Annotated in this window: 28 protein-coding genes and 1 other RNA gene; 11 read left to right on the top strand and 18 right to left on the bottom strand. The window is 38.1% G+C overall.

Going from position 1 to position 26,838, the window contains the following annotated elements; genetic code table 11:
* Window positions 1–47: 47 nt before the first annotated feature.
* From degS to zapG, 3 genes are all read right to left on the bottom strand, one after another.
* Window positions 48–1,121: an outer membrane-stress sensor serine endopeptidase DegS gene (gene degS / locus LDL57_RS13855; protein ID WP_180559410.1), complete on the bottom strand. Its 1,074-nt coding sequence runs from the start codon at window positions 1,119–1,121 to the stop codon at window positions 48–50.
* Window positions 1,122–1,218: 97 nt separating this feature from the next.
* The gene (locus LDL57_RS13850) at window positions 1,219–2,637 is read right to left on the bottom strand and encodes a Do family serine endopeptidase (RefSeq protein ID WP_180559535.1); all 1,419 of its coding nucleotides are present in this window, start codon (window positions 2,635–2,637) and stop codon (window positions 1,219–1,221) included.
* A gap of 244 nt (window positions 2,638–2,881) precedes the next feature.
* Window positions 2,882–3,286 (bottom strand): Z-ring associated protein ZapG, encoded by a 405-nt coding sequence (gene zapG, locus LDL57_RS13845; protein ID WP_180559411.1) that lies wholly within the window; start codon window positions 3,284–3,286, stop codon window positions 2,882–2,884.
* A gap of 223 nt (window positions 3,287–3,509) precedes the next feature.
* On the opposite strand from zapG, the gene zapE reads away from it, so the two are divergent.
* The 8 genes from zapE (at window position 3,510) to mtgA (ending at window position 11,432) form a co-directional block, all read left to right on the top strand.
* Window positions 3,510–4,622, top strand: a complete 1,113-nt coding sequence (zapE, locus tag LDL57_RS13840; protein WP_180559412.1) for a cell division protein ZapE — start codon at window positions 3,510–3,512, stop codon at window positions 4,620–4,622.
* A 249-nt stretch (window positions 4,623–4,871) separates the two neighbouring features.
* Entirely contained in the window at window positions 4,872–5,300 is a 429-nt protein-coding gene (gene rplM / locus LDL57_RS13835) for a 50S ribosomal protein L13 (RefSeq protein ID WP_180559413.1), read from the top strand.
* 18 nt (window positions 5,301–5,318) lie between these two features.
* Entirely contained in the window at window positions 5,319–5,711 is a 393-nt protein-coding gene (gene rpsI / locus LDL57_RS13830; RefSeq protein ID WP_026821376.1) for a 30S ribosomal protein S9, read from the top strand.
* A gap of 396 nt (window positions 5,712–6,107) precedes the next feature.
* Complete coding sequence (gene sspA / locus LDL57_RS13825) at window positions 6,108–6,749, top strand: stringent starvation protein SspA (RefSeq protein WP_180559414.1); 642 nt, start codon at window positions 6,108–6,110, stop codon at window positions 6,747–6,749.
* 6 nt (window positions 6,750–6,755) lie between these two features.
* Complete coding sequence (gene sspB, locus LDL57_RS13820) at window positions 6,756–7,247, top strand: ClpXP protease specificity-enhancing factor (RefSeq protein WP_180559415.1); 492 nt, start codon at window positions 6,756–6,758, stop codon at window positions 7,245–7,247.
* Window positions 7,248–7,480: 233 nt separating this feature from the next.
* Window positions 7,481–9,814 carry an aerobic respiration two-component sensor histidine kinase ArcB gene (gene arcB, locus LDL57_RS13815; protein WP_225506157.1) on the top strand — a complete coding sequence of 778 codons (2,334 nt, stop codon included), beginning with the start codon at window positions 7,481–7,483 and terminating at the stop codon, window positions 9,812–9,814.
* Window positions 9,815–10,054: 240 nt separating this feature from the next.
* Window positions 10,055–10,711, top strand: a complete 657-nt coding sequence (elbB, locus tag LDL57_RS13810; protein ID WP_225506155.1) for an isoprenoid biosynthesis glyoxalase ElbB — start codon at window positions 10,055–10,057, stop codon at window positions 10,709–10,711.
* Window positions 10,692–11,432, top strand: coding sequence for a monofunctional biosynthetic peptidoglycan transglycosylase (gene mtgA / locus LDL57_RS13805; RefSeq protein WP_225506148.1), 741 nt, complete (start codon window positions 10,692–10,694; stop codon window positions 11,430–11,432). Before elbB ends, mtgA begins: the two co-directional genes overlap by 20 nt.
* Before the next feature lie 639 nt (window positions 11,433–12,071).
* Here mtgA and dolP read toward each other — a convergent pair.
* From dolP to LDL57_RS13785, 4 genes are all read right to left on the bottom strand, one after another.
* Window positions 12,072–12,647 (bottom strand): division/outer membrane stress-associated lipid-binding lipoprotein, encoded by a 576-nt coding sequence (dolP, locus tag LDL57_RS13800; RefSeq protein ID WP_180559418.1) that lies wholly within the window; start codon window positions 12,645–12,647, stop codon window positions 12,072–12,074.
* A gap of 9 nt (window positions 12,648–12,656) precedes the next feature.
* On the bottom strand, window positions 12,657–13,247 hold the full coding sequence (gene diaA, locus LDL57_RS13795; protein ID WP_026821383.1) for a DnaA initiator-associating protein DiaA: 591 nt from the start codon (window positions 13,245–13,247) through the stop codon (window positions 12,657–12,659).
* Window positions 13,248–13,269: 22 nt separating this feature from the next.
* Window positions 13,270–13,650 (bottom strand): YraN family protein, encoded by a 381-nt coding sequence (locus LDL57_RS13790; protein ID WP_180559419.1) that lies wholly within the window; start codon window positions 13,648–13,650, stop codon window positions 13,270–13,272.
* 112 nt (window positions 13,651–13,762) lie between these two features.
* Complete coding sequence (locus tag LDL57_RS13785) at window positions 13,763–15,451, bottom strand: penicillin-binding protein activator (protein WP_180559420.1); 1,689 nt, start codon at window positions 15,449–15,451, stop codon at window positions 13,763–13,765.
* A gap of 59 nt (window positions 15,452–15,510) precedes the next feature.
* Here LDL57_RS13785 and rsmI point away from each other — a divergent pair, with 59 nt between their 5' ends.
* The gene (gene rsmI / locus LDL57_RS13780) at window positions 15,511–16,407 is read left to right on the top strand and encodes a 16S rRNA (cytidine(1402)-2'-O)-methyltransferase (RefSeq protein WP_180559421.1); all 897 of its coding nucleotides are present in this window, start codon (window positions 15,511–15,513) and stop codon (window positions 16,405–16,407) included.
* Window positions 16,408–16,474: 67 nt separating this feature from the next.
* Window positions 16,475–16,849: RNase P RNA component class A (gene rnpB, locus LDL57_RS13775), an RNA gene on the top strand.
* 103 nt (window positions 16,850–16,952) lie between these two features.
* Here the strand turns inward: rnpB and dagF are convergent.
* The 11 genes from dagF to LDL57_RS13720 form a co-directional block, all read right to left on the bottom strand.
* Entirely contained in the window at window positions 16,953–17,696 is a 744-nt protein-coding gene (gene dagF, locus LDL57_RS13770) for a 2-dehydro-3-deoxy-phosphogluconate aldolase (RefSeq protein ID WP_180559422.1), read from the bottom strand.
* Window positions 17,696–18,811 (bottom strand): DgaE family pyridoxal phosphate-dependent ammonia lyase, encoded by a 1,116-nt coding sequence (locus LDL57_RS13765; RefSeq protein WP_180559423.1) that lies wholly within the window; start codon window positions 18,809–18,811, stop codon window positions 17,696–17,698. The genes dagF and LDL57_RS13765 overlap by 1 nt, the downstream gene beginning before the upstream one ends.
* A complete protein-coding gene (locus LDL57_RS13760; protein ID WP_180559424.1) occupies window positions 18,795–19,934 on the bottom strand; it encodes an amidohydrolase/deacetylase family metallohydrolase in 1,140 nt (379 codons plus the stop codon). The genes LDL57_RS13765 and LDL57_RS13760 overlap by 17 nt, the downstream gene beginning before the upstream one ends.
* Window positions 19,935–19,961: 27 nt before the next feature.
* Window positions 19,962–20,612 carry a DUF4310 family protein gene (locus tag LDL57_RS13755; protein ID WP_180559425.1) on the bottom strand — a complete coding sequence of 217 codons (651 nt, stop codon included), beginning with the start codon at window positions 20,610–20,612 and terminating at the stop codon, window positions 19,962–19,964.
* Between the two features lie 2 nt (window positions 20,613–20,614).
* A complete protein-coding gene (locus tag LDL57_RS13750) occupies window positions 20,615–21,406 on the bottom strand; it encodes a DUF4311 domain-containing protein (RefSeq protein WP_225506145.1) in 792 nt (263 codons plus the stop codon).
* 27 nt (window positions 21,407–21,433) lie between these two features.
* A complete protein-coding gene (locus LDL57_RS13745; protein ID WP_180559537.1) occupies window positions 21,434–21,730 on the bottom strand; it encodes a DUF4312 family protein in 297 nt (98 codons plus the stop codon).
* A complete protein-coding gene (locus LDL57_RS13740) occupies window positions 21,730–22,095 on the bottom strand; it encodes an SFCGS family glycine-rich protein (protein WP_026821393.1) in 366 nt (121 codons plus the stop codon). Before LDL57_RS13740 ends, LDL57_RS13745 begins: the two co-directional genes overlap by 1 nt.
* 20 nt (window positions 22,096–22,115) lie before the next feature.
* Entirely contained in the window at window positions 22,116–22,454 is a 339-nt protein-coding gene (locus LDL57_RS13735; RefSeq protein ID WP_180559427.1) for a transcriptional antiterminator, read from the bottom strand.
* 488 nt (window positions 22,455–22,942) lie between these two features.
* Window positions 22,943–24,196 (bottom strand): BglG family transcription antiterminator, encoded by a 1,254-nt coding sequence (locus tag LDL57_RS13730; RefSeq protein ID WP_225506131.1) that lies wholly within the window; start codon window positions 24,194–24,196, stop codon window positions 22,943–22,945.
* Window positions 24,197–24,247: 51 nt separating this feature from the next.
* Complete coding sequence (locus LDL57_RS13725; protein ID WP_225506115.1) at window positions 24,248–24,877, bottom strand: BglG family transcription antiterminator; 630 nt, start codon at window positions 24,875–24,877, stop codon at window positions 24,248–24,250.
* 197 nt (window positions 24,878–25,074) lie between these two features.
* Window positions 25,075–25,776, bottom strand: coding sequence for a pirin family protein (locus LDL57_RS13720; RefSeq protein WP_180559428.1), 702 nt, complete (start codon window positions 25,774–25,776; stop codon window positions 25,075–25,077).
* Between the two features lie 113 nt (window positions 25,777–25,889).
* On the opposite strand from LDL57_RS13720, the gene LDL57_RS13715 reads away from it, so the two are divergent.
* Entirely contained in the window at window positions 25,890–26,807 is a 918-nt protein-coding gene (locus tag LDL57_RS13715) for a LysR family transcriptional regulator (protein WP_180559429.1), read from the top strand.
* The last annotated feature ends 31 nt before the right edge of the window (window positions 26,808–26,838 follow it).

The raw sequence follows: 26,838 nt of genomic DNA, 5'->3' as shown, positions 1-26,838 counted from the left end.
TGTACAAAGGTAAAAATCAGTAGCTTAGTTAGATTACTGGTTCTTACTTATTGTAGTAATGATTTTCCTTCATTGTATTCTTCGATTTTAACGTGAACAGTGATTGTTTTGTCGTTGCGTAGTAGTACGATTGGGACGATACTGCCAGGATTAATTTCAGCGACTTGATCCATGGTTTCAGCAGCGGAGATAACCGGCTGGCCATTAACAGAAATAATAATATCACCGACTTGAATACCAGCATTTTCTGCTGGACCATTTGGCGCAACCTGGAAAATTCGTAACCCTTTAATTTGATTAATATCGTTATTGTTAGAGCGAATACGAGGTAAGTCCCGCGCAGTGATACCGATAAAGCCGCGGATCACCTGTCCATCGCGAATAAGTTTTTCCATAATTTTAGCTGCTAATTCAGTTGGAATAGCAAAACCTAGCCCTTCAGGTGTAAAACCATTTTCTGAATGATCGAATGAGAGGGTATTAATACCCATTAATTCGCCTTCAGTATTAATTAGTGCTCCGCCCGAATTTCCATGATTAATAGATGCATCTGTTTGTAGAAAATTCTGTCGGCGGGTGGGGCTTAGTCCTACACGTCCGGTGGCGCTAATAATGCCTTGTGTTACCGTTTGTCCTAAATTATAGGGATTACCGATGGCTAACACGATATCACCAACGTGTGCTTTACGATGTGGATTAATCGGTATCACGGGAAGATTTTCGGCGTCTATTTTTAAAACAGCCAGGTCTGTTAAGCTATCTGAGCCAACAATTAACGCGTCAAAAATTAACCCATCAGGTAGTGCAATCTGAATTTGATCTGCATTATTAACGACATGTCTATTAGTAATAATATAACCATTACTACTCATAATGACACCAGAGCCTAGTGCGGTTAATTCGCGTCCATTCTGGGAAAAACTACCGGTACCGCTGCTATAAACATAGACTACTGCCGGTGCTGCTCTACGTACCGCTTTACTAAAACTAATAGGTTGATCATCTTTTTTACCGTCAAGGAGATCAGTGAGTCCTTTTGGGCGAATAGATGGAATTGTCACTAGCAAAATAGCAGCGATAACAAGCCCTACAATAACGGCACGAAAAAGCTTGATGAACATAGTAAGTATTCTGTAATAAGCGAACGAGATAATAAAATAGCAGGATACCATAAATAAAAACAGGTACGGTAGTTAATTGTACCTGTTTGTTGGATGATTAATTGAATATATTATTACCACGAAGTAATAAGATGATATTTTGATCACCACGTAAAATATTTAATGCTAAAGCGGTAGGCTTAGTTTCAATAATTTTACGAAGTTGATTAATATTTTCTATCCGTTGTTCGTTGGCATTAACAATAAGATCACCTTTTGCCAAACCAAGCATTGCTGCAGGTGAATTAGGCGAAACGCTATCGACCTTGACACCTTTTGTACCCCTAATTGTACTATTGCTTAAAGTGGCACCCATCAGAGAAGTAGTTAAAACTTCGGCCTTTGTACTACTGGTTTCACTATCTTCTAAGACAACGTTTACTTCCATCGGCTTGCCTTTACGCAGTAGTCCGATAGTAATCTGTTTACCAATTTCACTGGTGCCAATTTTAGCTCTCAACTCGGCAAAACTATTGATATATTTGTTATTAATTGAAACCAAAACATCACCAGGTTTAATGCCTGCTTTAGCTGCGGCAGAATTTGGGATTACTTCACTGACAAATGCCCCTTTCTGTGCATCAATATTCAAGGCTTTTGCTACATCAGAGGTCATTTCTGTGCCTTTGATCCCCAATAATCCACGTTTTACTTCACCATGTTTGATAATTTGATCGCTAAGGGATTTAGCCATATTGGATGGAATGGCAAAGCCAATACCAATATTACCCCCGCCAGGTGCTAAAATAGCGGTATTAATACCAATAAGCTCACCATTTAGATTAACCAATGCGCCACCTGAGTTACCTCTATTAATAGAAGCGTCAGTTTGAATAAAATTTTCCAAACCTTCTACATTTAAACCACTGCGACCCAATGCAGAAATAATACCGGATGTTGCCGTTTGACCCAAGCCAAAAGGGTTACCAACAGCAACAGCAAAATCGCCAACCCGCAGTTTATCGGAGTCAGCTATTTTTATCGCTATTAAGTTCAATTTTTTTAGATTTGCTGTGCTCGAATCTTTGATTTGTAACAAGGCGATATCTGTTTGAGGATCACGGCCAATAAGTTTAACATCAATTTCTTTGCCATCATTAAGCTGAATTTGAATATTATCAGCATTATCGATGACATGGTTATTAGTTAGGATATAACCTTTTTCAGCATCAATAATGACCCCGGAACCTAATCCTTCAAAAGGGCGAATACTCTGTTGCTGTGAAGGGAAATTGGGCCCAAAAAAGAATTTAAATTCTTCGGGTAACTGTTGATTTTGAACACGTGTTCCAGATACACGAATACTAACTACGGCAGGAAGTACTTTTTCTAGCATAGGGGCTAGGCTAGGTAATTCTTGACCAGATGATAAAGTAACTGGTGGCATTGATGCAGAATAACTTACTGCAGGTATACTTATGAGTGAAAGACTGATACTCATAGCTAATATAGTTAAAAAATGTTTCTCTTTTTTCATCATGAATTCAATTCTCTTACATACCTAATTTATTTTAAGGTAATTTGCTTCCTGGATAGAAAAGGCCTCAGCAGGTCTAAGACTATAAATTATGCAAAAAAGTTCAGCCAACCGATAGTGGTAATTGTATTTTTACATGTATTTACATGATATTAATTTTTTATAACAAAATGGATCTATCAGGCGGATGCACTACCATCAAAATTAGGTAACGATGCAATTTTATTAATATAGGTAACCTAATTTACCTTTTTTTTTCTTTCATTGAGCGAAATAAGCCAGAAGAGCCTTCAGAGTAGTCTTTGGGCGGTAAATTAACGGGAGCTTGATCATTATCTAATTCTGATTCAGTCAAACGGTAGTTAAAAGGGTTGTTTTGTATTGGCATATCAGGCATGAGGTCATGAGAACTTTTCGCCATATGCTGATAGAGTTGCCGATAATCTTGCGCCATGTTATCGAGTAATTCTGCACTACGCGCAAAATGGCTGACTAATTCTTTACGATATTCTTCCAATTCATGGTTTTTCTTTTCAAGTTCGGCTTGCAAAGCTTGTTGGTTACGTAGCTTGGTATTGCCAAAGCGAACTACTAGTGCACCAATAATGAAACCTACAATTAGACCGATTAGTGCATATTCCCAAGTCATGGTGACTCCTTCATTAACAAAACAACATTTATTTTCATAGAAATAAATTCACATTATAGCAGTCACTATACCTGTTAAAAGGAGATAAGTGAAAGCAGGAAAAGTTGTTGCTAATGATTTCATATTATTCTGAGGTATTAAAGTAAGAAAAATTATCGATATAATGTTTATGATAGGTTTCATTGGCCAATAAAATTATGACCTTTTAAGGAGTATCACGTTAATGGCATTGCTGACTCCCACTAAACTTTACCATCAGTTTTTGGCTACCGGTGATTATCAATTTGATGAGGTGCAAAGCACAACGATAGCACGTTTAGATATTATTCATCATCAGCTACTAAACAGAACATCCCAATTATCATTGAGAAATAAAATTGGTCAATTATTTGTTAAGAAATCATATAAGAATTGTGCGCCTATCCACGGATTATATATGTGGGGTGGTGTTGGCCGAGGAAAAACCTGGCTGATGGATCTCTTTTATCAGAGTTTACCAGATGGCAGAAAATTACGCTTACATTTCCATCGCTTCATGTGGCGAGTACAGAATGAAATGATTGAGTTACAAGGTCAGCAAGATCCATTAGAAATTATCGCCGAGAGATTTAAAAAACAGACTGATGTTTTATGCTTTGATGAATTTTTTGTCTCTGATATCACTGATGCAATGATTTTGTCAACGTTATTAAAAGCTTTATTTGCCAGAGGAATCTGTTTAATAGCAACTTCTAATATTCCACCCGATGAACTCTATCGAAATGGATTGCAACGAACACGTTTTCTACCTGCTATCGAACAAATTAAAAAATACTGTGACATTATAAATGTTGATGCAGGTATTGATTATCGTTTACGTACCTTGAAACAAGCGGATCTTTATCTTACGCCAATTGATGAAGAGAGCTGCAATAGGATGGATGAGATATTTATTAAATTAGCGGGTAAACCTGGAGATAAATTCCCTATCCTTGAGATTAATCATCGTACTATGCCGGCAATTTGTACCGCAGAAGGTATTTTATCAATTGAATTTAAAGCATTATGTGAAGATGCACGTAGTCAAAATGACTATATCATTTTAGCGAAAGATTATCATACTGTATTACTGTATAATGTTTCGATGATGTCCGAAATCCATGAAGATGTAGCTAGGCGTTTTGTTGCTCTAATTGATGAATTTTATGAGCGAAAAGTTAAGTTGATTATAAATGCCGAGGTTGCAATGGATAAACTTTACCAAGGACATTTATTACGTTTTGAATATCAACGTTGTTTATCAAGATTGCAGGAAATGCAGAGTGAGGAGTACCTAAAATTACCTCATCTAGCTTGATTAGCGAGTAATAATACAATAAATTACTGAGAAAATTTATTTTTGGGTCGATTTTTGGCAAAAACTTCTCTATAATCTCGCCACCCCACGTTACAGCAAGTTTTTTATTTCCCAAAAATCTTGCATTAATGTCAGTTTGACTACTCGAAGGGGTAGGATTCACTGGACACAACTAGCGTGAACATGCTGAAGTATTTATATAAAATATGAGTGTTCGCCAACATGTAACTTATATATGGGTAAGCTTTAATGAAAACTTTTACAGCTAAACCAGAAACCGTAAAACGCGACTGGTACGTTGTTGATGCAGATGGAAAAACTTTAGGCCGTCTTGCAACTGAAATTGCTCGTCGTTTACGCGGCAAGCATAAAGCGGAATATACTCCGCATGTCGATACTGGTGATTACATCATTGTTGTTAATGCAGAAAAAGTTGCTGTTACTGGTAACAAGCGTGAAGACAAAATCTACTATCGCCATACTGGTTATATCGGTGGTATCAAACAAGCGACCTTCGAAGAAATGATTGCCCGTCACCCTGAACGTGTAATTGAAATTGCGGTTAAAGGTATGCTACCCAAAGGACCTCTTGGTCGTGCGATGTACCGTAAAATGAAAGTTTATGCGGGTAGTGATCACAACCACGCGGCACAGCAGCCGCAAATTCTTGACATTTAATCGGGATGGATATAGGCAATGGCTGAAAATCAATACTACGGCACTGGTCGCCGCAAAAGCTCTTCCGCACGTGTCTTTATTAAGCCAGGTAGCGGTAATATTACTATCAATCAACGCAGCCTTGAGGAGTATTTTGGCCGCGAAACGGCGCGAATGGTTGTTCGTCAACCGTTAGAATTGGTCGATATGTTACAAAAACTGGATTTATACATTACCGTTAAAGGTGGTGGTATTTCTGGTCAAGCAGGTGCAATCCGTCATGGTATTACACGTGCATTGATGGGATATGACGAGACATTACGTTCTGAACTACGTAAAGCTGGGTTTGTTACTCGTGATGCGCGTTCTGTTGAGCGTAAGAAAGTGGGGCTGCGTAAGGCACGTCGTCGTCCACAATACTCTAAACGTTAATTTCTTGTTTTTGCAACAAATTATTAACATAAAGCCCGCCTTTAGGCGGGTTTTTCGTATATTATAAATTTATATTATCTTGCCATTCTTAATTTAATTTTTTTTATTATTATTTTTTTCAATAAAAAATTGTTCTAATTTTGTACATTTATCATAAAATCTTGTCAAACTTTCCCCCATATTGACCAAAATCTGATAGACTATAGGTCATTAATTTCTTATCTATTTCTCACCAAATTTGGTGGAAATGACATGTGTTAATTGCAGTTCAATGAATCAATGAAAAGATGCCTGTTAACTGAATGAATTGGTTTACAAGCGTTTTAAACATGTGAGAATGGCCTTATTGTTATATTATGGCTGTTTGTTCTTTTTTAATAAAACTTGGAGGTTTTCATGGCTGTCGCTGCCAACAAACGTTCGGTAATGACACTGTTTTCCGGCCCGACCGACATATTTAGCCATCAAGTGCGGATCGTATTGGCAGAAAAGGGCGTGAGCGTTGAGATTGAGAATGTTGAAGCAGGTAATTTGCCTCAAGATTTAATTGATCTAAATCCTTACCAAACAGTACCAACGCTGGTCGATAGAGAATTAACATTGTATGATTCCCGCGTTGTTATGGAATATCTTGATGAACGCTTTCCGCATCCACCATTGATGCCGGTTTATCCAGTGGCTCGTGGTAGTAGTCGTTTGATGATGCATCGGATAGATAAAGATTGGTATTCTTTGATGTATAAGATTGAAAATAAAGATCCTCAAGCAGATGCTGCCCGTAAGCAGTTAAGAGAGGAATTGATATCAATCTCGCCAATTTTTAAAGAGATGCCGTTTTTTATGAGTGAAGAATTTAGTCTGGTTGATTGCTATTTAGCTCCCCTTTTGTGGCGTTTACCTTTTTGGAATATCGACATCCCCAAAGGAAAAGAAACAGAGGGCATTCGTTCTTATATGGAACGTGTATTTGAACGAGACTCTTTCCTTGCTTCACTAACTGAAGCTGAACGTGAGATGCGTTTATCTACCACAGGTTAATTTATTATGGAGTTGTTAGGAATGTCGCCACGTCGTCCTTATCTTCTTAGGGCTCATTATGAATGGCTTCTCGACAATAATATGACACCTCATTTAGTTGTGGATGTTAATATTTTTGGTGTAAATGTACCGATGGAATATGCTCATAAAGGACAGATTATTTTAAATATTACACCTTCTGCCGTCGGTAATTTAGAGTTGACAAATGAAAGCGTCAGCTTCAATGCCCGTTTTGGTGGTGTTCCTCGCCATGTTGAAGTGCCTATGAGCGCAATTATTGCTATCTATGGGCGCGAAAATGGAGCAGGAATGATGTTTGAACCTGAGCCAGAATATGAGAGTGGCGCAGGTGATTCTATTGCTCAAAGTGAAAATTTAGTGCTTGTCAGTGATACTGAATTATCAAATGAAGCGCAAGAAATAACATCGATTTCCTCTTCTGATGATGAGCCGCCGACGCCACCAAAAGGACGCCCGACACTACGTGTTATTAAATAAGTTATATTATGATTGAGGGGGAGTATAAAATACTGCCCTTTTTTTATTTTTAAATCTCTATTTTTTGTTTATTAAATTTTTATTTATCTGATAATTATAAGACTTAGTTTATAAGTTAATTCATTGTTTATGAAAATCTAAATGTAATTTATCCCTCATAATGTATGTTAGATCCCTCTGCTTTTTATCTATATAAGTTATGATTTAAGCTGATTTTCGGTATCGGAGTGTGTATGAAGCTGCTTAAAGGACTTGCTCAGTATTATGTTGATTTAATGATGAAGCTTGGCTTGATAGGATTTTCCTTACTGTTAGCCACAGCACTTGTTGTATTAGCCATGGTATTACAGATAGCGGTTGATATTTTATTATATGGCAATATTCATAATATTGATTTGGTTCGCTCTATCTTTTTTGGATTGATTATTACGCCTTGGGCGGTCTATTTTCTTTCTGTAGTTGTCGAGCAACTAGAAGAGTCTCGACGTCGTTTATCAGCTATGGTTGATAAATTAGAAGTTATGCGTAAGCGTGATGCTGAGCTTACTGACAAACTTAAAGGGAATATTGCTCAGCTGAATTTGGAAATTGCAGAGCGTGAAAAAGTACAAAAGGCGCATTTAGAATTATTAGAAAAATTGCAAAAAGAGATGAAACGTCGAGAGCAGACACAACTCGAGTTCGAACAGCAGTCTATATTATTACAATCATTTTTAGATGCATCACCTGATCTTGTTTATTATCGTGATGAAAATAATGATTTCTCTTGTTGTAATAGAGCAATGGAATTATTGACAGGTCGTAGTGAAAAGCAGCTTATTGGACTAACTTATCGTGAAATTTATGGTGAGGAAGTTGCAGAGAAAGAACTTGAAACTGATGAAAAAGTATTTCGTCATAATGTGTCATTGACCTATGAACAATGGTTGGTATACCCAGATGGGCGGAAAGCATGTTTTGAAATACGTAAAGTCCCTTTTTATGATCGGGTGGGAAAACGTCATGGATTAGTAGGGTTTGGACGCGATATAACCGAGCGTAAACATTATCAAGAAGCGTTAGAAAATGCTAGCAGGGATAAGACAACGTTTATTTCAACCATCAGCCATGAGCTTCGTACGCCGCTTAATGGGATTGTTGGGCTGAGTCGTATATTACTCGATACAGAATTAACCAATGAACAGACAAATTATTTGAAAACTATTCACGTCAGTGCCATCACTTTAGGTAATATTTTCAATGACATTATTGAGATGGATAAGATTGAACGGCGCAAAGTTAGTTTAGATAGTCAACCAATCGATTTTAATGAATTTATTTTTGACCTTGAAAATTTATCGGGGCTTTTAGTACAACCTAAAGATTTAAAATTTATCCTTGAAGTAAAAGAAAATTTACCGAGTAAGATCATTACCGATGCAACACGGTTACGCCAAATACTATGGAATTTAATTGGTAATGCTGTGAGATTTACCCAAAAAGGTGAGATCAAGGTTCGTATTTGGTATGAAGGACATGAGCAGCTTTTTATTCAGGTTATTGATAGTGGCATTGGGATCCCAAAAGAAGAGCAAAAAAAAATTTTTGCTATGTACTATCAGGTAAAAGGTAGTGCTGGTGGTCGGCCAGAAACGGGTACGGGGATTGGTCTTGCTGTTTCTAAGCGGTTAGCGCAAAGCATGGGAGGAGATATACAGGTCGCTAGTACATTAGGGGTAGGATCTTGCTTCACTGTATCAGTGATAGCGCCAATTGTTGCAAAAACGATTGAAATGCCAACTCCAGAAGCTGTTTTACTACCTAAATTGCATATCCTTTTGGTGGAGGATATTGAATTAAATATTATCGTCGCACGATCTGTATTAGAAAAATTAGGCCATACCGTTGATGTTGCTATGAATGGTAAGGATGCATTAAAAATGTTCAAGATTGGTCGTTACGATTTGGTTTTGTTGGATATTCAACTACCTGATATGACCGGTCTCGATATTGCACGTCAGCTTCGTCAAAACTATGCTAATAATCAACTTCCACCTTTAATTGCATTAACGGCTAATGTATTGAAAGATAAAAAAGAGTATCTTGCGGCAGGTATGGATGATGTATTAAGTAAACCACTCTCTGTAAGTGCATTAATAAAGATTATTGAGAAGTATTTAACTGATTGTAAAAACAATGCCATCAACATTCCGCTAAAAAAAGTTGCTAATCATGATGAGGTATTAGATCTCAATATGCTTAACCAATATTTCGAATTAGTTGGTCCAAAACTGATTGAAGACAGCATAAAGATCTTTGAAAATGTGATGCCAGGATATCTATCTTTACTAGATTCTAATATTGTGGCTAAAGATCGAAATGGCATTGTTGCCCAAGCCCACAAAATTAAAGGTGCTGCGGGTGCAGTTGGTTTGCGCCACCTCCAGCAGTTAGCTCAACAGATACAATCCCCTGATTTGCCAGCCTGGTGGGATGTTATCCAAGAATGGTTTGATGAATTAAAAGTAGATTGGCAAAAAGATGTTAAGGTTTTGAAGCGATGGTTAGCTGTAGCTGAAAAAAAATAACCCCAACCGAAGTTGGGGTGCGCGAATATTGCGCCAACACCAGGGAAATCGTTTTCTACTCACCAATTATGATATGAGTGCATGTAGATGGTGAGTAAAATAGAAATCTTGATTTTTTGTCAGCCAATCAACATAACAAATATAATCGTTTTTGTTACAAGATTCATTAAAATTTGTGATTAAGTTCCATGTTATCACATTAAATGAATGAGTAACAATCTACTACAAATGGAGTCAAAAATGAAACCTATTGCAGTAATTTTAAGTGGATGTGGTGTATTCGATGGTAGCGAAATCCATGAGTCAGTACTCACTATGTTATCTTTAAGTCAAAACAATGTTGAAATGTATTTTTTAGCGCCTGATCAAGAGCAACTAGATGTTATTAATCATATAAATGGAAAAGAAAAACAAGAAAAAAGGAACATAATGGTAGAATCTTCGCGTATTTCTCGTGGAAAAATAGCGCCTTTAGCCTCTGCTGATGCTAATAACTTTAGTGCAGTTATTATTCCTGGTGGATTTGGGGTAGCAAAGAATTTATCTAATTTTGCTATTAAAGGAAGTGATTGTGAAATAGATAAAGATTTATTAACATTTTGTCGAAAAATACATGAACAAGGGAAGCCCATGGGGTTGATGTGTATAGCACCTGTTATGCTACCTAAAATTCTAAATAAAACGGTAAAGTTAACCATTGGCAATGATAAAAAAACCATTGCTCAAATAGAACAAATGGGAGGAGAACATATTATTTGTTCCTTTGATGATATTGTAGTTGATGAAGATAATAAAGTAATAACAACACCCGCTTATATGTCAGCATCATCACCCAATCAAGCATGGCAAGGGATTAATAAATTAGTAAAAAAAGTCATTGAAATGGCTAGCTGTTAATTATGTCAGCTTACTTATTATTATTGTGGCATTGGTTAAAAAGGGCATTATTAATCTTATTTTCATGCTGGCAATAACGATTGTAATTTTTAAATTTTTGCCTGTTCCCTGTTCGATGGTAATGGTAGAAAGAGAAATTAATGCTTGGTTATCATTAAATTTTTCTTATGTATCTCGCTCCACTTGGGTGGAAATTAATGCTATCTCGCCCAACATGTTAATTGCAGCTATTGCCGCAGAAGATCAAAATTTTCCAAATCATTGGGGATTTAATTTTCAGGCCATAGAAAGCGCCATCAACCAAAATCCGGCTAACAAAAAACCTGTCAGAGGAGCTTCAACTATAACTCAACAAGTAGTAAAAAATCTTTGGCTATGGGATGGACGAAGCTGGTTACGTAAAGGGATTGAAGCTATTATGACGCCAATAATTGAAGTTATGTGGTCTAAAAAGCGGATTTTGACGATTTTGAATATTGCTGAGTTCGGTGAAGGTATTTTTGGCGTAGAAGAAGCTGCAAAATATTATTTTAAAAAGCAGGCAAATCAATTAAATGAAGCTGAAGCTGCTCTTTTAGCGGCGGTTTTGCCAAATCCTTTAGTTTATCAAGTAAAAAGACCATCTAATGGTTTATTAATAAAACAAGCTTGGATACTGCGGCAAATGCAGCAGTTAGGTGGTAAGAATTTTCTGAAAAAATATGACTTCATTGCTGATTAATTTTAGTGCTAGTAGATAATATTGAAAATTTTATTTTTTATGGATTTTTATTATTTACAAAGGTAAATTATTTCATTTTTTTATTATTTTTGCTAGGTCATAACTTTTGTTATTTTAAATGTAAAATAGCTAATTAAGTTTCAGCAAAAAACCGATACCTCTGTGTATAAACTAGCAAAATAGTCAATGTATGGTCTAAGCAAATTTAGGTGTTATAAATTTTGTTATTTTCCAATTAAATATAACCGTTACCTTAAAATAGAGTTATATGGAACCGCACTGCTAGCTATGCTCCTACCAATTCAGCCAGGCAGTATTGCCGAGTACGTAATATTTACCCTGAGTAATATTCTTTTAAGATAAATTGTTGTTCAAGAAATAGTGATCATAATTCCAGATCGATCAATTTAAACACTTTACAACTGTGATTAAATTTCGATACAAAGTGCTCATATTGAAGGTAAGTAGCTAAAGTTAATCTACACGATTTTTTAAATTATTATAAAACTAGTCCAAATATTGAGTCGCTCTTAATATAGATAAAATACAGCTAGTGACTATGCTAAGAATTGCTACCCGACAAATGATTGCCGGGTCGTTAACAAAGCGATAACTTCTTAAGTTGCTCGAGAAAGGAGATTAATTAAGATAAGTAAATGCCGTCGTGACACGTTTCACGCCATCTGTTTCACTAGCAATTTTTGCTGCCGCAGCTCCTTCTTGTTGGGTTAGAATGCCAAGTAAAAACACTTCCCCAGCTTCTGTAATAACTTTAACAGTTGATGATTTAACCGAATCGCTGGTAAGAATTTGCGATTTTATTTTGGTTGTTATCCAGGTATCTTTAGACGCCGTACCAAGATCAACTGGCATTGCCTGGCGGATTTCATTATAAACCGCTTCAACACCTTCTACTTTGGTTGCTATCTGCTTCGCTCTTTCAGCTAATGCAAGATCAGGCGCTTGGCCGGTAAGTAGTATCTTACCTTCATAAGCCGTAGTAATAATACGAGCATTACGAGTAATGTCTTGATCTTTGTTAATAGCAGCACTAACGCGAGCTTCTAATGTTCCATCATCGACTTGGCGGCCTACACTTCTCGGATCCGTCGCACTTTTTGTAGCGACCGCCGCTGAGCCTATTACAGCAGCACCAAGGCATCCTTGTAACAAAAGGGTACTGCATATTATGGTAATTAGAGGAAATAATCTCATTATTACTCCTTAGTCATCTTGATGCGGAAAAAGTGTATTATCGATTAGATCACATAAACAGTTAACTGTTAATAGGTGAACTTCTTGGATTCTAATGCTTCTTTGCGAAGGTATTCGAATTTCTACGTCCTGTGTGCCTAGTAAGCCGGCTAATTCTCCTCCATCATGACCGGTTAAGGCCACAATAGTCATATCACGTGCTAGTGAAGCTTCAACCGCTTTTATCACAACGCGACTATCACCCTTGGTAGCAATTGCCAGGAGTACATCACCAGATTGGCCTAATGCACGCACTTGTTTAGCATACACTTCTTCCGGTTTTTGGCCATTAGCGATCGAGGTTATAATTGCATTATCTGTGTTAAGACATAAAGCGGGAAGACTTGGACGCTCAGCTTCAAATTGATTAATCATACTGGTTGCAAAGCGTTGTGCAATAACTGCCGAGCCGCCACTGCCGCAACATAAAATTTTATTACCATTTAGTAAGGCGTGAACGATCATAATCGCTGCCCGAGAAATAGCATCGGGTAATGCTTCAGCAGCAGCAATTTGTGTTTGAATACTTTCGGTAAAACAGGCTTTTATTTTCTCCAACACGTTAAGACCTACTTACATATAATTAGTGGATGGTATCATAGTCACTAAAGGCATTTGGTAACCATTCAAACTGATTTCCTGTCGTAGCACAAATGTCAAAACGACATAAAGCGGTTTCTATGTTTTCATTATGTTTAAGTAGCCATAATTTAGCGGCTGCAAGTAATTTTTTTCGTTTACTTAAAGTTACTGATATTAATGCATTACCAAAGTTATCATGGCGGCGAAAACGTACTTCAACAAATACCCAGATGTTTTGATCTTTCATAACTAAATCAATTTCTCCAACCGCGAAACTCACATTGCGGCTAATAAATTGCAGCCCTTGCTGTTGTAAGAATTGTTTGGCTTTGTATTCGAAATGGCGTCCTTGTATCCAAGATAAATTTGGCGATTTAAGCATAGCGGATATCCTTATCTGTCAGGTGAAGATGCTGTTAAGATGACACTTTAGTCACTATTTTACTCTATTTTTATCTATTGACTGATAAATTTTACTTTTAACTTACAATTTATTAGATCAACTGAACTTTTCCTTGTTGAAATTTTAACCACGGCAGGGTACGAAAAATAATACAATTGTCACTATCTACGCTTAGTTTGCCTGTGGCACCATTTAACTCGATATTTTGTTGTTGTAGTTGATTGAAATGATTGGCTAATAACCAAGCATCAATTCCCATGGCGTAAAGACGAATCAAGGAATAATCAGCCGAGAGTCGTTGATTAGCTTGGGTTAGTAAAGCGGAATTAGCACCAGCGAGTAAAGGGATTTCGCTGAATTGCAGATTTTCCATTTCCAGATAATAATCGGTACTTAAACCAGTTTGATGACTACGAGAACTAGCATAAAGCGTTGGACGTGTGCGACTATCAGTTGCCATATCTATCATCGGTTTAATCAATGATAATTCATCACTTGTGGCCACAATATACACGGCATCAATAGTCTCAGCCGGATCGTTGGTAATTGATGATTGCTGTTCGGCAAGCACTATTGGTGTGCCTACCATACGTATGCCAGTACTCTGAGTAGTTCGGGCTTTTAGGCTATTAATATCACCAAAGCTTTGTTTACGTACAGAAGTTTGTCTTAATTTTAACCATTCTTGAGCAAATACATTTGCGATACGTTCCCCAAAAGGTGAAGCCGGGATCAGCAGCAATGGTGCTTGTTTACCTTGTTTTGCAATATGGCGAGCCGCATTGATCGCCTCATCTTCTGGCGATAGAGAAAAGTAACAGACATTATTTTTAAGCGGCATTTTATGATTATCTAATTCATTTAATGTTAATAAATTTAATGGAGTATCTATTTGGATAGCTTTAAGAACATCCGGTTTTAACAATGGCCCGACAACTAAAGTAATGCCATCCTGCTCGGCTTGTCGAACTAGTGTCTCAATCGATTGAGTATTGGTATCGTATACTTTAACCTGTTGATTATTAATAGGCGCATTGTCAATAACAAGCGATGGGGTTTGTAGACTGTTTTCTTGCGCTATATTATTGCTACTGTTAGTAATTGAATCAATAATACTTTGAACAGTATCACTATTTTGATTGTTTTGCTCAGATGAGCTGGTTATTGCGTTCTTATTAATAGGTAACCCTTTTTGGGCGTCAAGGAAACCTTGTAAAATGGCTTCAGCAAATATTTTGCCATTATTACTTAAAGGCAAGAATAGACCAATTTTAGGGTTGCTACTGATTGAAGAGTGATGAATGATTTGTATTAGTGCTGTTGGGGAAGTTTTAACACCTGGGTTGGCTGGATAGCGTATTTTCCAATCGTTAAATGCATTATGTAATGCCGCTGGATCTTGGTAGTTATTATGGTAGAGATCAAGCAGATCAACCCAACCCTGTAAAACATTTTCATCCGCCCTAACGTCGAGTTTTTGAATTTGTTCAGCCGGCATATTGATTAACATTTGCCAAAAATCATCAATATTCTTTTGGTGACGAACCTGATCTTTTAAGAGTGGTTCTTGCGCAATATAGGCGCGTAAAGCTTCCGCAGATGGTGTACCATTAGCAGCATCAATAATTGATTGATAATGGTTGCTTTCGGAGCTGGTCTGTATAGATGTATCGGTAGTTGGTTCACTTTGATTTACTGAGGAATGACATCCCACTAATAAAAGTGAGGATAGTATTGCTATACAGATCAAACCTTTTTTAACAAAAATTAAAGAACGCATACTTTGTCCAGTGATGTAATTATCATTGCTCAATTTTAATCGGTTATTCGGAAGAAACAATGAATGAACCAAATCAAGCTAAAGAGGTAGAGATGGTATCAACGCTATATATTGTACCAACTCCAATTGGTAATTTGGACGATATCACTCTGCGTGCATTGCAGATCCTTAAGCAGGTGGATCTTATTGCCGCGGAAGATACCCGGCGTACGGGTTTATTATTGCAGCACTTTGCTATTGATACCCGCATGATGTCCTTACATGATCATAATGAACAGCAGAAAACAGATCAATTAATTCCGCAATTAAAACAGGGACTAAGTATAGCGTTAGTTTCTGATGCTGGAACACCATTAATTAATGATCCTGGTTATCATTTGGTAAAATATTGTCGACAAGTTGGCATTCGGGTGGTTCCCTTGCCAGGGCCTTGTGCTGCAATTACAGCGCTTTCTGCGGCCGGAATTGCTTCAAATCGCTTTTGTTATGAAGGTTTTTTACCGGCAAAACGCAAGAGTCGACAAGAGGTATTGCAAGAGCTAATGGATGAGTCTAGAACACTAATTTTTTATGAGTCACCCCACCGTTTGTTAGACACCTTAGCGGATATGGTAACTATTTGGGGCGCTGAACGTTATGTTATTTTGGCGCGGGAATTGACAAAAACCTGGGAATCTATTCATGGTTTGCCGGTTGGAGAACTACTTGACTGGGTAAAAGTAGATGAAAATCGTTATCGCGGCGAAATGGTTTTGGTGGTTGAAGGGTATAGAGCACCAAAGGAGGCTAATGCAGCCATTTCCTCTGAGGTGAAGAAAACGTTAGCATTATTACAACAATCATTACCGTTAAAAAAAGCGGCGGCCATTACCGCAGAAATTTATGGTTTAAAGAAGAATGCATTATATAAGCATGCCCTTGAGCAACAAGTTAGCGCTGATAGTGCAATCAAGTAGATTAGCAGTTGGCCAGCTGTTATAAATAACTATACAAATTAATGTTAAATCCCTATAATTTGGCGTTGGAGTTAGCTAGACGACCGCTGCTTTGTTGTTGGTTACCGTAGGTAATTGATAATAAAGGGGAGGAAAGTCCGGGCTCCATAGGGCAGGGTGCCAGATAACGTCTGGGAGGCGAAAGCTTACGACTAGTGCAACAGAGAGCAAACCGCCGATGGCTATTAAAGCACAGGTAAGGGTGAAAGGGTGCGGTAAGAGCGCACCGCGCAGCTGGCAACAGTTTGTGGCACGGTAAACTCCACCCGGAGCAAGGCCAAATAGGGGTTCATTAGATGCGGCCCGCATCGAACCCGGGTAGGCTGCTTGAGTCAGTGCGCAAGTGCTGGCCTAGATGAATGGTTGTCCACGACAGAACCCGGCTTATCGGCTGACTCTAAACCATTAAAAAACCCCATTGTAAGTTTACTCACAATGGGGTTTTACTTTTTAACTATTTAAAATGCAATAGAATTGATAAACCGATTATTTATTATCAATAGCGTCTATAAACACTGCTTAGTCATTTCAAGTAATTTTTTGACGTCCTCAGGACGGGTATTACCGGTTGCTTTATCGATAATAGAACTATAAATATGCGGAATAATTTTCTTTACGCCAGCAGTTAATGCGATTTTAAGAATTTCCGTGTAATTGTCTAAGTCGATACCGCCGGTTGGTTCAAGGTAAAAATCACAGCTAGCACAAGCCTCGGCAACAACTTGATACTCTTCGCGATATTTTAATCCTGCCATATTAAAAAATTTCACTGAGCTTGCGCCCATATCTTTTAGCATTGCAATTGCCGTTTCAACAGGAACAATGGCATCAGGATAATTTGAGCTTAGCGGTCCAGTAGAAATTTTTACTTTACCAACTTGGCCAGTGGGTGAAATAAGGGCATTAACGATAGTCTGTTCTTGGCCCAATAGTGCACGACTGGTTGCCGCCCCAGTGAATACTTGGTTTACATGTTGAGGTTGAATAACTTTAGCAATTTGCGAAACCATATTAGATTGATTAGGATCGCCTGCACCTAAACCGACAGAAAGCGCATTATCAATTTCATCAGCATACTTAGCCATATCTTCGATGGCACTATTTAAGTCAGCATAGTTTTTCGACAGCACGCCAACCACGACATAAGTTTCAGCAGCTTGATTAATTTCTTTAGCATTTTGGTGAGAGCCTGCCAGAACATTCAGACAAACACGATCATGATAAAAATTAGGGGTTAATTGTTTTCCCATTATTTGACTCCAGTAACAACTTGGCGTATGCGTGAGACAATTGTTTTCATTTGTTCGTTAGTAACACTACGGATATCAGCCTCAACTTTCCCTTCGTTGGCTTTATATTCGCGAAAATAGATAGCGGTATCGCCTTGTTTCAATTCTGCCATCATGGCGTAAGTGGTTTTACCAATGGCTTTTTGATCGAAGCTTATTTCTGCCCGAGCAATATCACGGCCAGCTGCATCCCAAACAATTTGGGCTTTGACACCTTTGATTTTGTTGAGCTCACTGATAAAGTCAGACATCCGCTCAACCATTTGTTTACCGGTTTCTTTTATGGCAGTTAGGTAAAGTTCAATCGCCAGTGTTAGACCTAAAATACCTTCTTTACCAACTTTCATTGCGCGACCAATGCCGCTACTTTGTTGTTTAACCCACTCAACGTATTGATGTTTACCAATAACTAGGCCGCTAGTTGGACCTTCAATTGCTTTAGCTCCGCTGTAGATCACCAAATCAGCGCCATCTTGATAATAAGCCATTAGATCTTCTTCTGCGGCGGCGTCGACAATTAACGGGATTTTATGTTTCTTAGCAACTAGTGCCGCTTCTTTTACCGTTAACATACTTTTTTGTACGCAGTGATGCGATTTTACATAAAGAATAGCTGCGGTTTGATCGGTAATTTTAGCAGCAACTTGGGCAGCACTACACTCATTAGCATAACCGGCTTCGACAACTTCACCCCCACCAAGTGCAACCATGGTATCAACTGGTGCCCCATAATTAACATTATGTCCTTTTGGTATGACAATTTCACGGGCAACAGGTTGATGAGAAGTGTGAAGATTATAAAGTAAATCGGCATTATCTTTTACTATCACGGCCGCGACGGATTGCGCAATTCCTGCTGAGGCGCAAGAAACAACCACCGCATTTTCCACCTTAAGTAGCTTGGCAATATATTGCCCGGTTTTATTTACCAGATCTTTGATTTCAAAGTAATGATTAAGTCCATAACCGACGCGCTCTGTAACTTCTGCTTTGGGCGTTGAAACACCTAGCATTGTCATGCGACCGGAGGCATTAATGACATTTTTGAGTTGATATTGTTCATAAATCGATTGCATATTCAGACTCACTTTCTGTGGAAACGATTTCTTTACCGCCAACAATGGCAACAACAGGCACAAACTTATGGCTACCAATGCGTACTTCACCTTCTGCATCAGAAAGTTGAGTACGCTCTTCTTTGAGATCAAAGATAGTGAAGTCTGCGTCCATACCAATGTCTAGATAGCCTTTACCTTGCAAATGAAGCAGGTCTGCAGCTTTTTTCGTAACACAATCAATGATTTGTTGTATTGAGAACCCCATACAAAGAAATTTGGTCATTACGAAAGCCAGACTATAAACTGGACCATTGATACGGTTTTTGTGGTAAATATCGGAACTGATAATATCGGGATAAGTTCCAATACGCATTGCTTGTTCCGCAACTTTAAAGCTGAAACTTTCACCACCGTGACCCACATCCAGGATCACGCCACGGGCAAGAGCGCGTTGAATCGATGGCTTTAAATTGCCATTATCATCCAAAATACGATTAGGTTTACCATTAAAACAGTGGGTAATGATATCACCTTTGGTTAACAAATCAGCGATATCATCGAGATTGGGAGGATTATTACCAATATGCACCATTAATGGTAACCCACTTTTTTTCTGCATCGCTTTTGCTTTGACAAGCGGAGTTATACCATTTTCACCAACCACACTTTTACTCATGCGTGCTTTTATCCCGACGACAAAGTCTGGATGATCATCGATAGCTTTTTGTAAACTAGCTTCATCAATTTGCTGCATGTCGGCTAATTCATTTTGAGCAATAATACCTGTTTTAGCGATATTAAGCAGTGAATAAACATTGGTTTTGACTTTACGTGTAACAGCAAAAAAGTGATCAATATCGTCAGCCCCGACACTACCAGCATCTACTAGTGTGGTAACCCCGCAGGATGCGCCGGCTAAGTCGGGTTCATCGAAATAAATCGGTGATTCTGGGTAACAATGGGTATGGGCATCGATCCAGCCAGCGCTAATATAGAGTTGGCCTTTTAAATCAATCATTTTAGTTGCTTGTTGTCCTTTGGCAGCATCTGGGCCAATGGCAACAATTTTGCTATCACGTACTAAGATATCAACGATCTGGTCGTTGATAAGTTTCCCTTGTTTGATAATGAGATCGTTCATAATAGCCTTCTTTATTTTCTTACTAATTTAGGCGGCGATAGTGAAGAAATAGCCCAGAACCATCGCACCGAGTATTGCTCCGCCGGCAATCGGTTTTTTCCAAATATAAAAAAGTAGCGAACCAATCAGCGAACCGATACCAATTGGAATCGAGGCTGCCATCGCGGCTAAGATGATCAACGGCCCTAAAAACCGACCAGAGGTGTTACCTGCACCCATCATGACATCAGCCCCGAAGGTGGAATTAGTTTGTCCAACGGTAAATTTGCGGGCGAAGATAATGATACAACCAATAACGATACCTAATACTAAGCCGGTCATCAGCGATGCCCAGAAATTGGTGACCAAAAAGTCCATACCACTAGCAAGTAATAGCGCTGGTACGCCTAAACCAAGTCCAGTTTGCAACGCACCACCGATATCCAAGATCCCTACCAGTGATCCTTCAATAATACGGGCAAAGAGGAAACTAGCACCAAATGCCGCCACTGCACCAAAGACACCGGTATCAAGACCAGAACGTAGCATAGCCACAAAGGCAACTTCATTGAAAGCGCCAAAGCCATAAACGACATACATATGGGTGCCGGCAAAGATACCGGCGGATAGAAGTCCAACAAACAGAGGAAATGACCACTCTGCATACCAAAAGTCTTTTTTATTGATTTCCGTTGTCATAATTATTCTCCACTCATGATTTGGTGGATATGTTGCAGCCAGTTTGGTGCACCAAGATGGAAAGATTCGAGTATTTTGATATCAAATCCGCGGAAGAAGGCACTGAGTACGAACAATAAAATCACTGCTATCATCATAGTGCGGGTAATTTTTGTCCAGCCACTATCGTCGACGCCTTTACCAATTAAAATCCCAAGTACCAGACCTGGAATGGCATTGCTCATAACAAGTTGTGCACAACCGCCAAACAGCGTTGCCCAAAAGCCAGAACGCCGACCAGCATCCATGGCGGCTAACCAGAAGATAACCGGCATGACGATTTCGACTAATAAATTTGCCGCAGGGACTAAGACATTAATTGCCGTTGTTTGTAGCGCAGCAGGCACAGCAGAAGCCGTTGTATTTAAGAAAGCAACCACTATGGCACCGATAATGGCACAGGCAATAGCCATTTTCTTCGGATTATGCATTGTTTCTGCGACATTGCGGTTTTTGATCATCAAAACGGCGGTACCCCAGTTGGGTATAATTCGGTGATCAACGTCTTGCGTAAAAGCACCAGCAGCAACAGATGATGCCCAAGCATTGAAGAAAAAACCTAAGCCGAATGAAAAGTGAGAAGCAGGATCGCCTTCACAGGAATTTAATTCACCTAATGTACGGAAAGCTCCCATACCTTGAACGGTGGGTGCGTGAAACATACGCGCAGCACCTGCACCGAGGCCAAAACCACATAAGCCACCGATAATTAGGGACATGCCGAGTATTTCTAAAAAAGACGTTGTCTCGCCCATGACTTTTTCTCCAAATCAAGATACCGATTATTCATCGGTAAATGTGATTTCTTTAACATTTAGCAAGGTGATATCTAATGAAACATCTAAAACAACAGAGAAATATTCACGCTTGCGAGGTAAGAATAAAAAAAGAAACCTTTCTGTTGTCGTTTTTACTTTAGCACTGATAACAGTGATGTCTTTCGGTTCGATACGTAGCAGAATGTTATCAGTGTTTTTTAGTATGGTACGTTGTATTGAACTTAGTGCATCAGCAAGTGCTTTTTGTCGGGAATTCCCTTGACCATTAACACGTACAGATGTTTCCATTTTCTGTTTCATCATGCATTGCCATGTTTCTTATTAAATGCTTTGACTAAACGTTCGCCCAACTCTTCTTTATCCATAAAACCAAACCCGAGGACATTACAGCCATCTGCAATCGCCGTTTCGCCTTCTTCAATCGAACGCATACCATAACGTGCTTTATAACCATACTTAGTCTGTGCAGTGATGGCACCTGCACCGCCACTACCACAGAATGAGATCCCTAGGTCTGCATTATGCTCTTTCATTACGTCGCCTAACTTCATATCAGCAGCAACGCCAGGAATGACGGTTGCTTTACCACCAGCAGCTTCAACACCGGCAGCCACTTTTTGTCCTTTGCCTAAACGATCACCAATAACGACATGGATCTGTTTCATATTTAATTCTCCTATTATCTTTAAGAGTTAGAACGTGCTACTTCAAAATGAACTGAGAGCAGATAAGCCTCTTCGTATGCCAGGCCAGGCAAGGTATTAACAACTTTCTCGGCCAAGGCTATAGATTCAGGCGATATTTCTTCAAACAGTGAGACATCCACTTCAGGCAGAGACTCACCTGTTTTTGCTCTCTCTACCATTGCTTTAACGTGAGAACGTAGCATCTGTTGTTGAACATCAGTTGTATGGGCCCCTTCCGCTTTTAGCCAGCCATCGATAATAGAAATTAATTTATTGGTGACAGTCTCTACATCCAGGTTATCTTTTGCGACATTAAAAACAATTGAGGATTCACTCATAAACTTTCGCTATCCCATTTGGAAATTAAAATAAAACCAGTCTTTTGCTATTGTGAATAACTTTAGTTCTTTCCAGTATGGTTTTGGAGAGGAAACATTTCCACTTTAAACTGGCAAATATCTGGAAAAATAAAGACCAAAATAATGAATTAATTTTAATCAAACTGGAAATTTAACTAAATCAAGGGTAGATTTTTTATTATTTTTATTGTTATTCAATACGTTGCAATATTATTATTTTTGTTTTATTTCAGTAGATTAGGTAATGTAAAGTTGATTAATTATTTGTTTATTTAGTGAGCTGGTTAAGTGGAAATAGCCAGCTAAATAATAATAGGTTTCTGGAAGTTTAGCTTGCCAATTTAAAGCAAACTAAGAGCAAGAGGCGAGCCAAAAAGATAAAAAAGTTACCTGTCTTATGATAATGATCACTAAAAATGGCACTTTTAGCTTATTATTTCCACTTTTCCACTATTAAGTGGAAATTATTAATTAATACGACTTAGGCTATCCTTGGCAATAACCTGAAAGTCATTGAAATTTCTACTATTAATTAGCCTTTTGGTCGCTTTTTCTTTGACAAAAGTAACGAATAACTCATAAATAGCGATTGCTTCTTCATAGTCTGCTTTACTAATAGCTAGCAGAAAAATGACATTAGCAACTTCCTTAGTTTCTGCATTCCATTCGATTCCTTGTGGTGAAATTATGGTAACAACCACCGTTTTATTTGCCAATAAACCTAATGAGTGAGGTAAGGCAATACCTCCGCCCAGTAAGGTTGACACAATAGATTCGCGTTCGATCAGCGATGGATAAAAATCGTTTGTGACATAACCATCGACTTGGAGTTTTTTACAAATTTTTTTAAATAGTGCTTCTTGGCTAATTTTTTCATTAAGTATGATGAAATAACGTTTATCAAAGAATCGTTCAATAATATAAGGTTTGGTTTGGTTGATCATCGCAAGACGCCCGACTTGCTCCAATTGATAGGGAGTTGGAAAGGGAGCGATTTTCACTACCGGCTTATTTTTTTCCGCTAATCGGATAGTGGTGATGACAAAGTCTTCATCGATGTTCTCTAAGGCTTCATATTCTTGTAACGATAGCGCACGATTAAATTTTAGTTGTGGAAATTCACGCATAATTTTGGTTTCTATAACGCGTACTGTTGAGTTGCCTGAATCAGTAACGACTAGTACCTGTGTTGGGTGATGGTGGCTGGTACCATAATTACATTCCAAACTTACTCCAATATGGACTGCCAGATAACCAAGTTCGTCTTCACTTATTGGGTAAGGGAGTAGGGTACTGGCACTGCGTAGTGCATCGAGGGTGACATCATAAGCAAAAGGATAAAATTGTTTGATATCGTTAAGTAAAGGATTGGGTGTATTAATATTAAATTGTAAACGAGTCAATAAAGTGGCGAGATGGGTGGTCAAATCACGTTTTAATTTCTCATCATTACGTAAATCGTAATTATAGGAGTCGTTTATATATTGCAAAATATGATCAAGCAATTTGGTATGTAAACCTGTTTTTTGCGTGGGCTGTTCATTACCAATAATACGTTGGGCAGCTAGTTGTGTGCATAAGTAAGCTTGTTCAGCTTTTGATAGATCACCGCCGAGAAAGTAAATCAACCCGTTAGAAATTTCTTTCACTGCGTTCTGAATAACAGGATCCATTTCGTTATTGATAAAAGTGGTTAATTCACGGCCACGAGTAATACGCAAAATAGTGGTAGCACAATTAAAGATAAGATATTGGTGGCCTTCGTTAGTCAGTCAAATATCAAAACGGCTAAGGCTATTTTGTAGTACTTTATCAATATAGGTTAAATCAATATTATCAAGATAGGTCAGACTAAATTTAACAATGTCTTTATTTATTTCCTGTGAGAAACGCCGCCATAATATTTCGGTAATACAAGTACGAATTGCCCATTCATCCCCGCTTAATCGTATCCCTTGATGTGGAATGCCTTCCAGTTGGATGTCATGTTTATGTAAATATTCTCTGACGATACTCATATCCTGCTGTATAGTACCGCGGCTAATAAACCATTTTTCTGCAATATCATCAAGTTTAACGGGTAATGGCAACATTAAAAGCTTTAATAATAATGCATCAACCCGATCTCTTGCGGTGCGGGGAATATTTTCATCATCGGCTATTTTTTCCGTTTTGATGGTAGCAAAAAGGGCTTCATTATTAATTTTTAAATGGTATCCGTTACCGCGCTCATAAACGATGCACGCATCATAGCCCTGCAAATATTCATTTAATTCGTTAATATCTGAACGTATGGTTCGCGTTGAAACACCAAAACGCTTGGCAAGTTCTTCTTGCGATACAATTTCGGTCTGAATATTAGTAAAAATTTGATGAATACGTTGATTTGTAAACACAGCCACGAGTTATACCTTTCAATTAATAAAATAGAAAAGTTGTTGGTGATTGAAGATGATATCCTAGTTAAAAACTTGATGAAAAGGTTATCACTGACATCCAAATAAATTATATCTATTAAAACAACTATATTTATTCTATCACTTTTATTGGTTGTCGATCTTTTTATTAAATACTTTATTGAAAGTTATCAATTTTATGTTTAATTTAAATAAACCAACATGCCACGAAAATCTGTTTGGGCAGTTAATTTTACCTTTTGTTCCTGCATCAAAAATGCACCATCACTATAGTCAATATAAGCAATTTTGTGATTGTTATTTTCTAATTTTACTATTCCTGTAATCGAATATAGATAACTCTTTTTCCCTTTCAGGCTAAGTGTCATATTTTGTTCTGTTTTTAAATAAATATGACTAACCCAAGTTTGTTGTCGGATTTTTAAGCTATTCTCCGAACCATTTGGTGAAGCAAGTAATGTCAATGAGTTATTATTAATCAGTTTACGTTTTTGTGGTGGTTGGCAGAAATATTCAACACAGGCATTGATCCATAATTGTAATTGGATTAATGGTTTTTCGTGATTAGTATTGTGTTCGCTATAACTTATGTTATGGATCGGAGAGAAAAGTAAGCACTCATTTTCTGATTGATGAATGCAATTTCCTTCACTATCGTGGAACTCAGCGTCGCCCTGTAAAACCAAATTAATGATATCGATATTGGGATAGCTTTTGGCTCGACAGGTGGCTTTTGGCGCGATAATTTCTCGATTTAATACTCGCAAAGCACCGTAATGGGTAAAATTAGGATCAAAATAGTGACCAAAAGAGAAAGTATACTGTGCTTGTAACCAACCAAAATCAGCATGACCACACTCTTTTTCTAATCTAGGAATTATCATAGTAATTTTACCTTTCAGATAATTTATGATGAAAAAATAATAATTAACTAGACGAAAAATTGTTAGCTAGTTAATCTGAGTTAAACATTCAAATTTCTTGATTGAGATTTTTTATGAGTAAAGAGCGTGCACTAACATTAGATGCGTTACGCGTAATGAATGCGATTGATCGACGCGGAAGTTTTGCAGCAGCAGCTGATGAATTAGGTAAAGTCCCTTCTGCATTAAGTTATACGATGCAAAAATTGGAAGAAGAGCTCGATGTGGAGCTTTTTGATCGTTCTGGCCATCGGACACGTTTTACTGATGTTGGACGGATGTTGTTGGAGCGGGGGCGATTATTGTTAGAAGCGGCCGATAAACTTGTGGTTGATGCTGAAGCCTTGGCGCGTGGTTGGGAACCCTATCTTACCATTGTTTGTGAAGTATTGATCCCGGTCTCAACACTTTTCCCTTTAGTCGATAAATTAGCACAAAAATCGGAAACTCAGCTCAGTTTGTTAACTGAAGTGTTAGCCGGCGCATGGGAATGTTTAGAAACCGGTAAAGCAGATATTGTGATTGCACCTGATTTGCATTTTCGTTCTTCACCTGAAATTAATAGTCGTTTACTTGGTACTATCAATAATGTTTATGTTGCTAGTCCTGAGCATCCTATTCATCAAGAGCCAGAGCCACTTTCCGACATGACACGGATTAAATATCGTGGAATTGCTATTGCAGATACCGCCAAAGAACGACCAGTCTTAACGGTACAGTTATTAGATAAACAGCAGCGATTAACAGTAAGTTCGCTTGATGAAAAACGTCGTGCTTTATTAGCAGGATTGGGTGTTGCGACTATGCCTTATAGGTTGGTTGAAAAAGATATTAAAGAGGGGCGATTACGTGTCGTCGGATCAGAATATAGCCATGAGACGAATATTATTATGGCTTGGCATCGTGGCAAAATTGGTGAAGCTAAATTTTGGTGCTTGCGTCAAATTCCACAGTTGTTTAATAGTGATCACAATACCGATCATTTAGCTTAAAAATAGTTGGTTAAATTTTACTTATGGGCGA

The sequence above is a fragment of the Arsenophonus apicola genome (assembly GCF_020268605.1).
In the GTDB taxonomy this organism is placed as follows: Bacteria; Pseudomonadota; Gammaproteobacteria; order Enterobacterales; family Enterobacteriaceae; genus Arsenophonus; species Arsenophonus apicola.
This window is presented reverse-complemented; position numbering and strand designations above follow the sequence as displayed.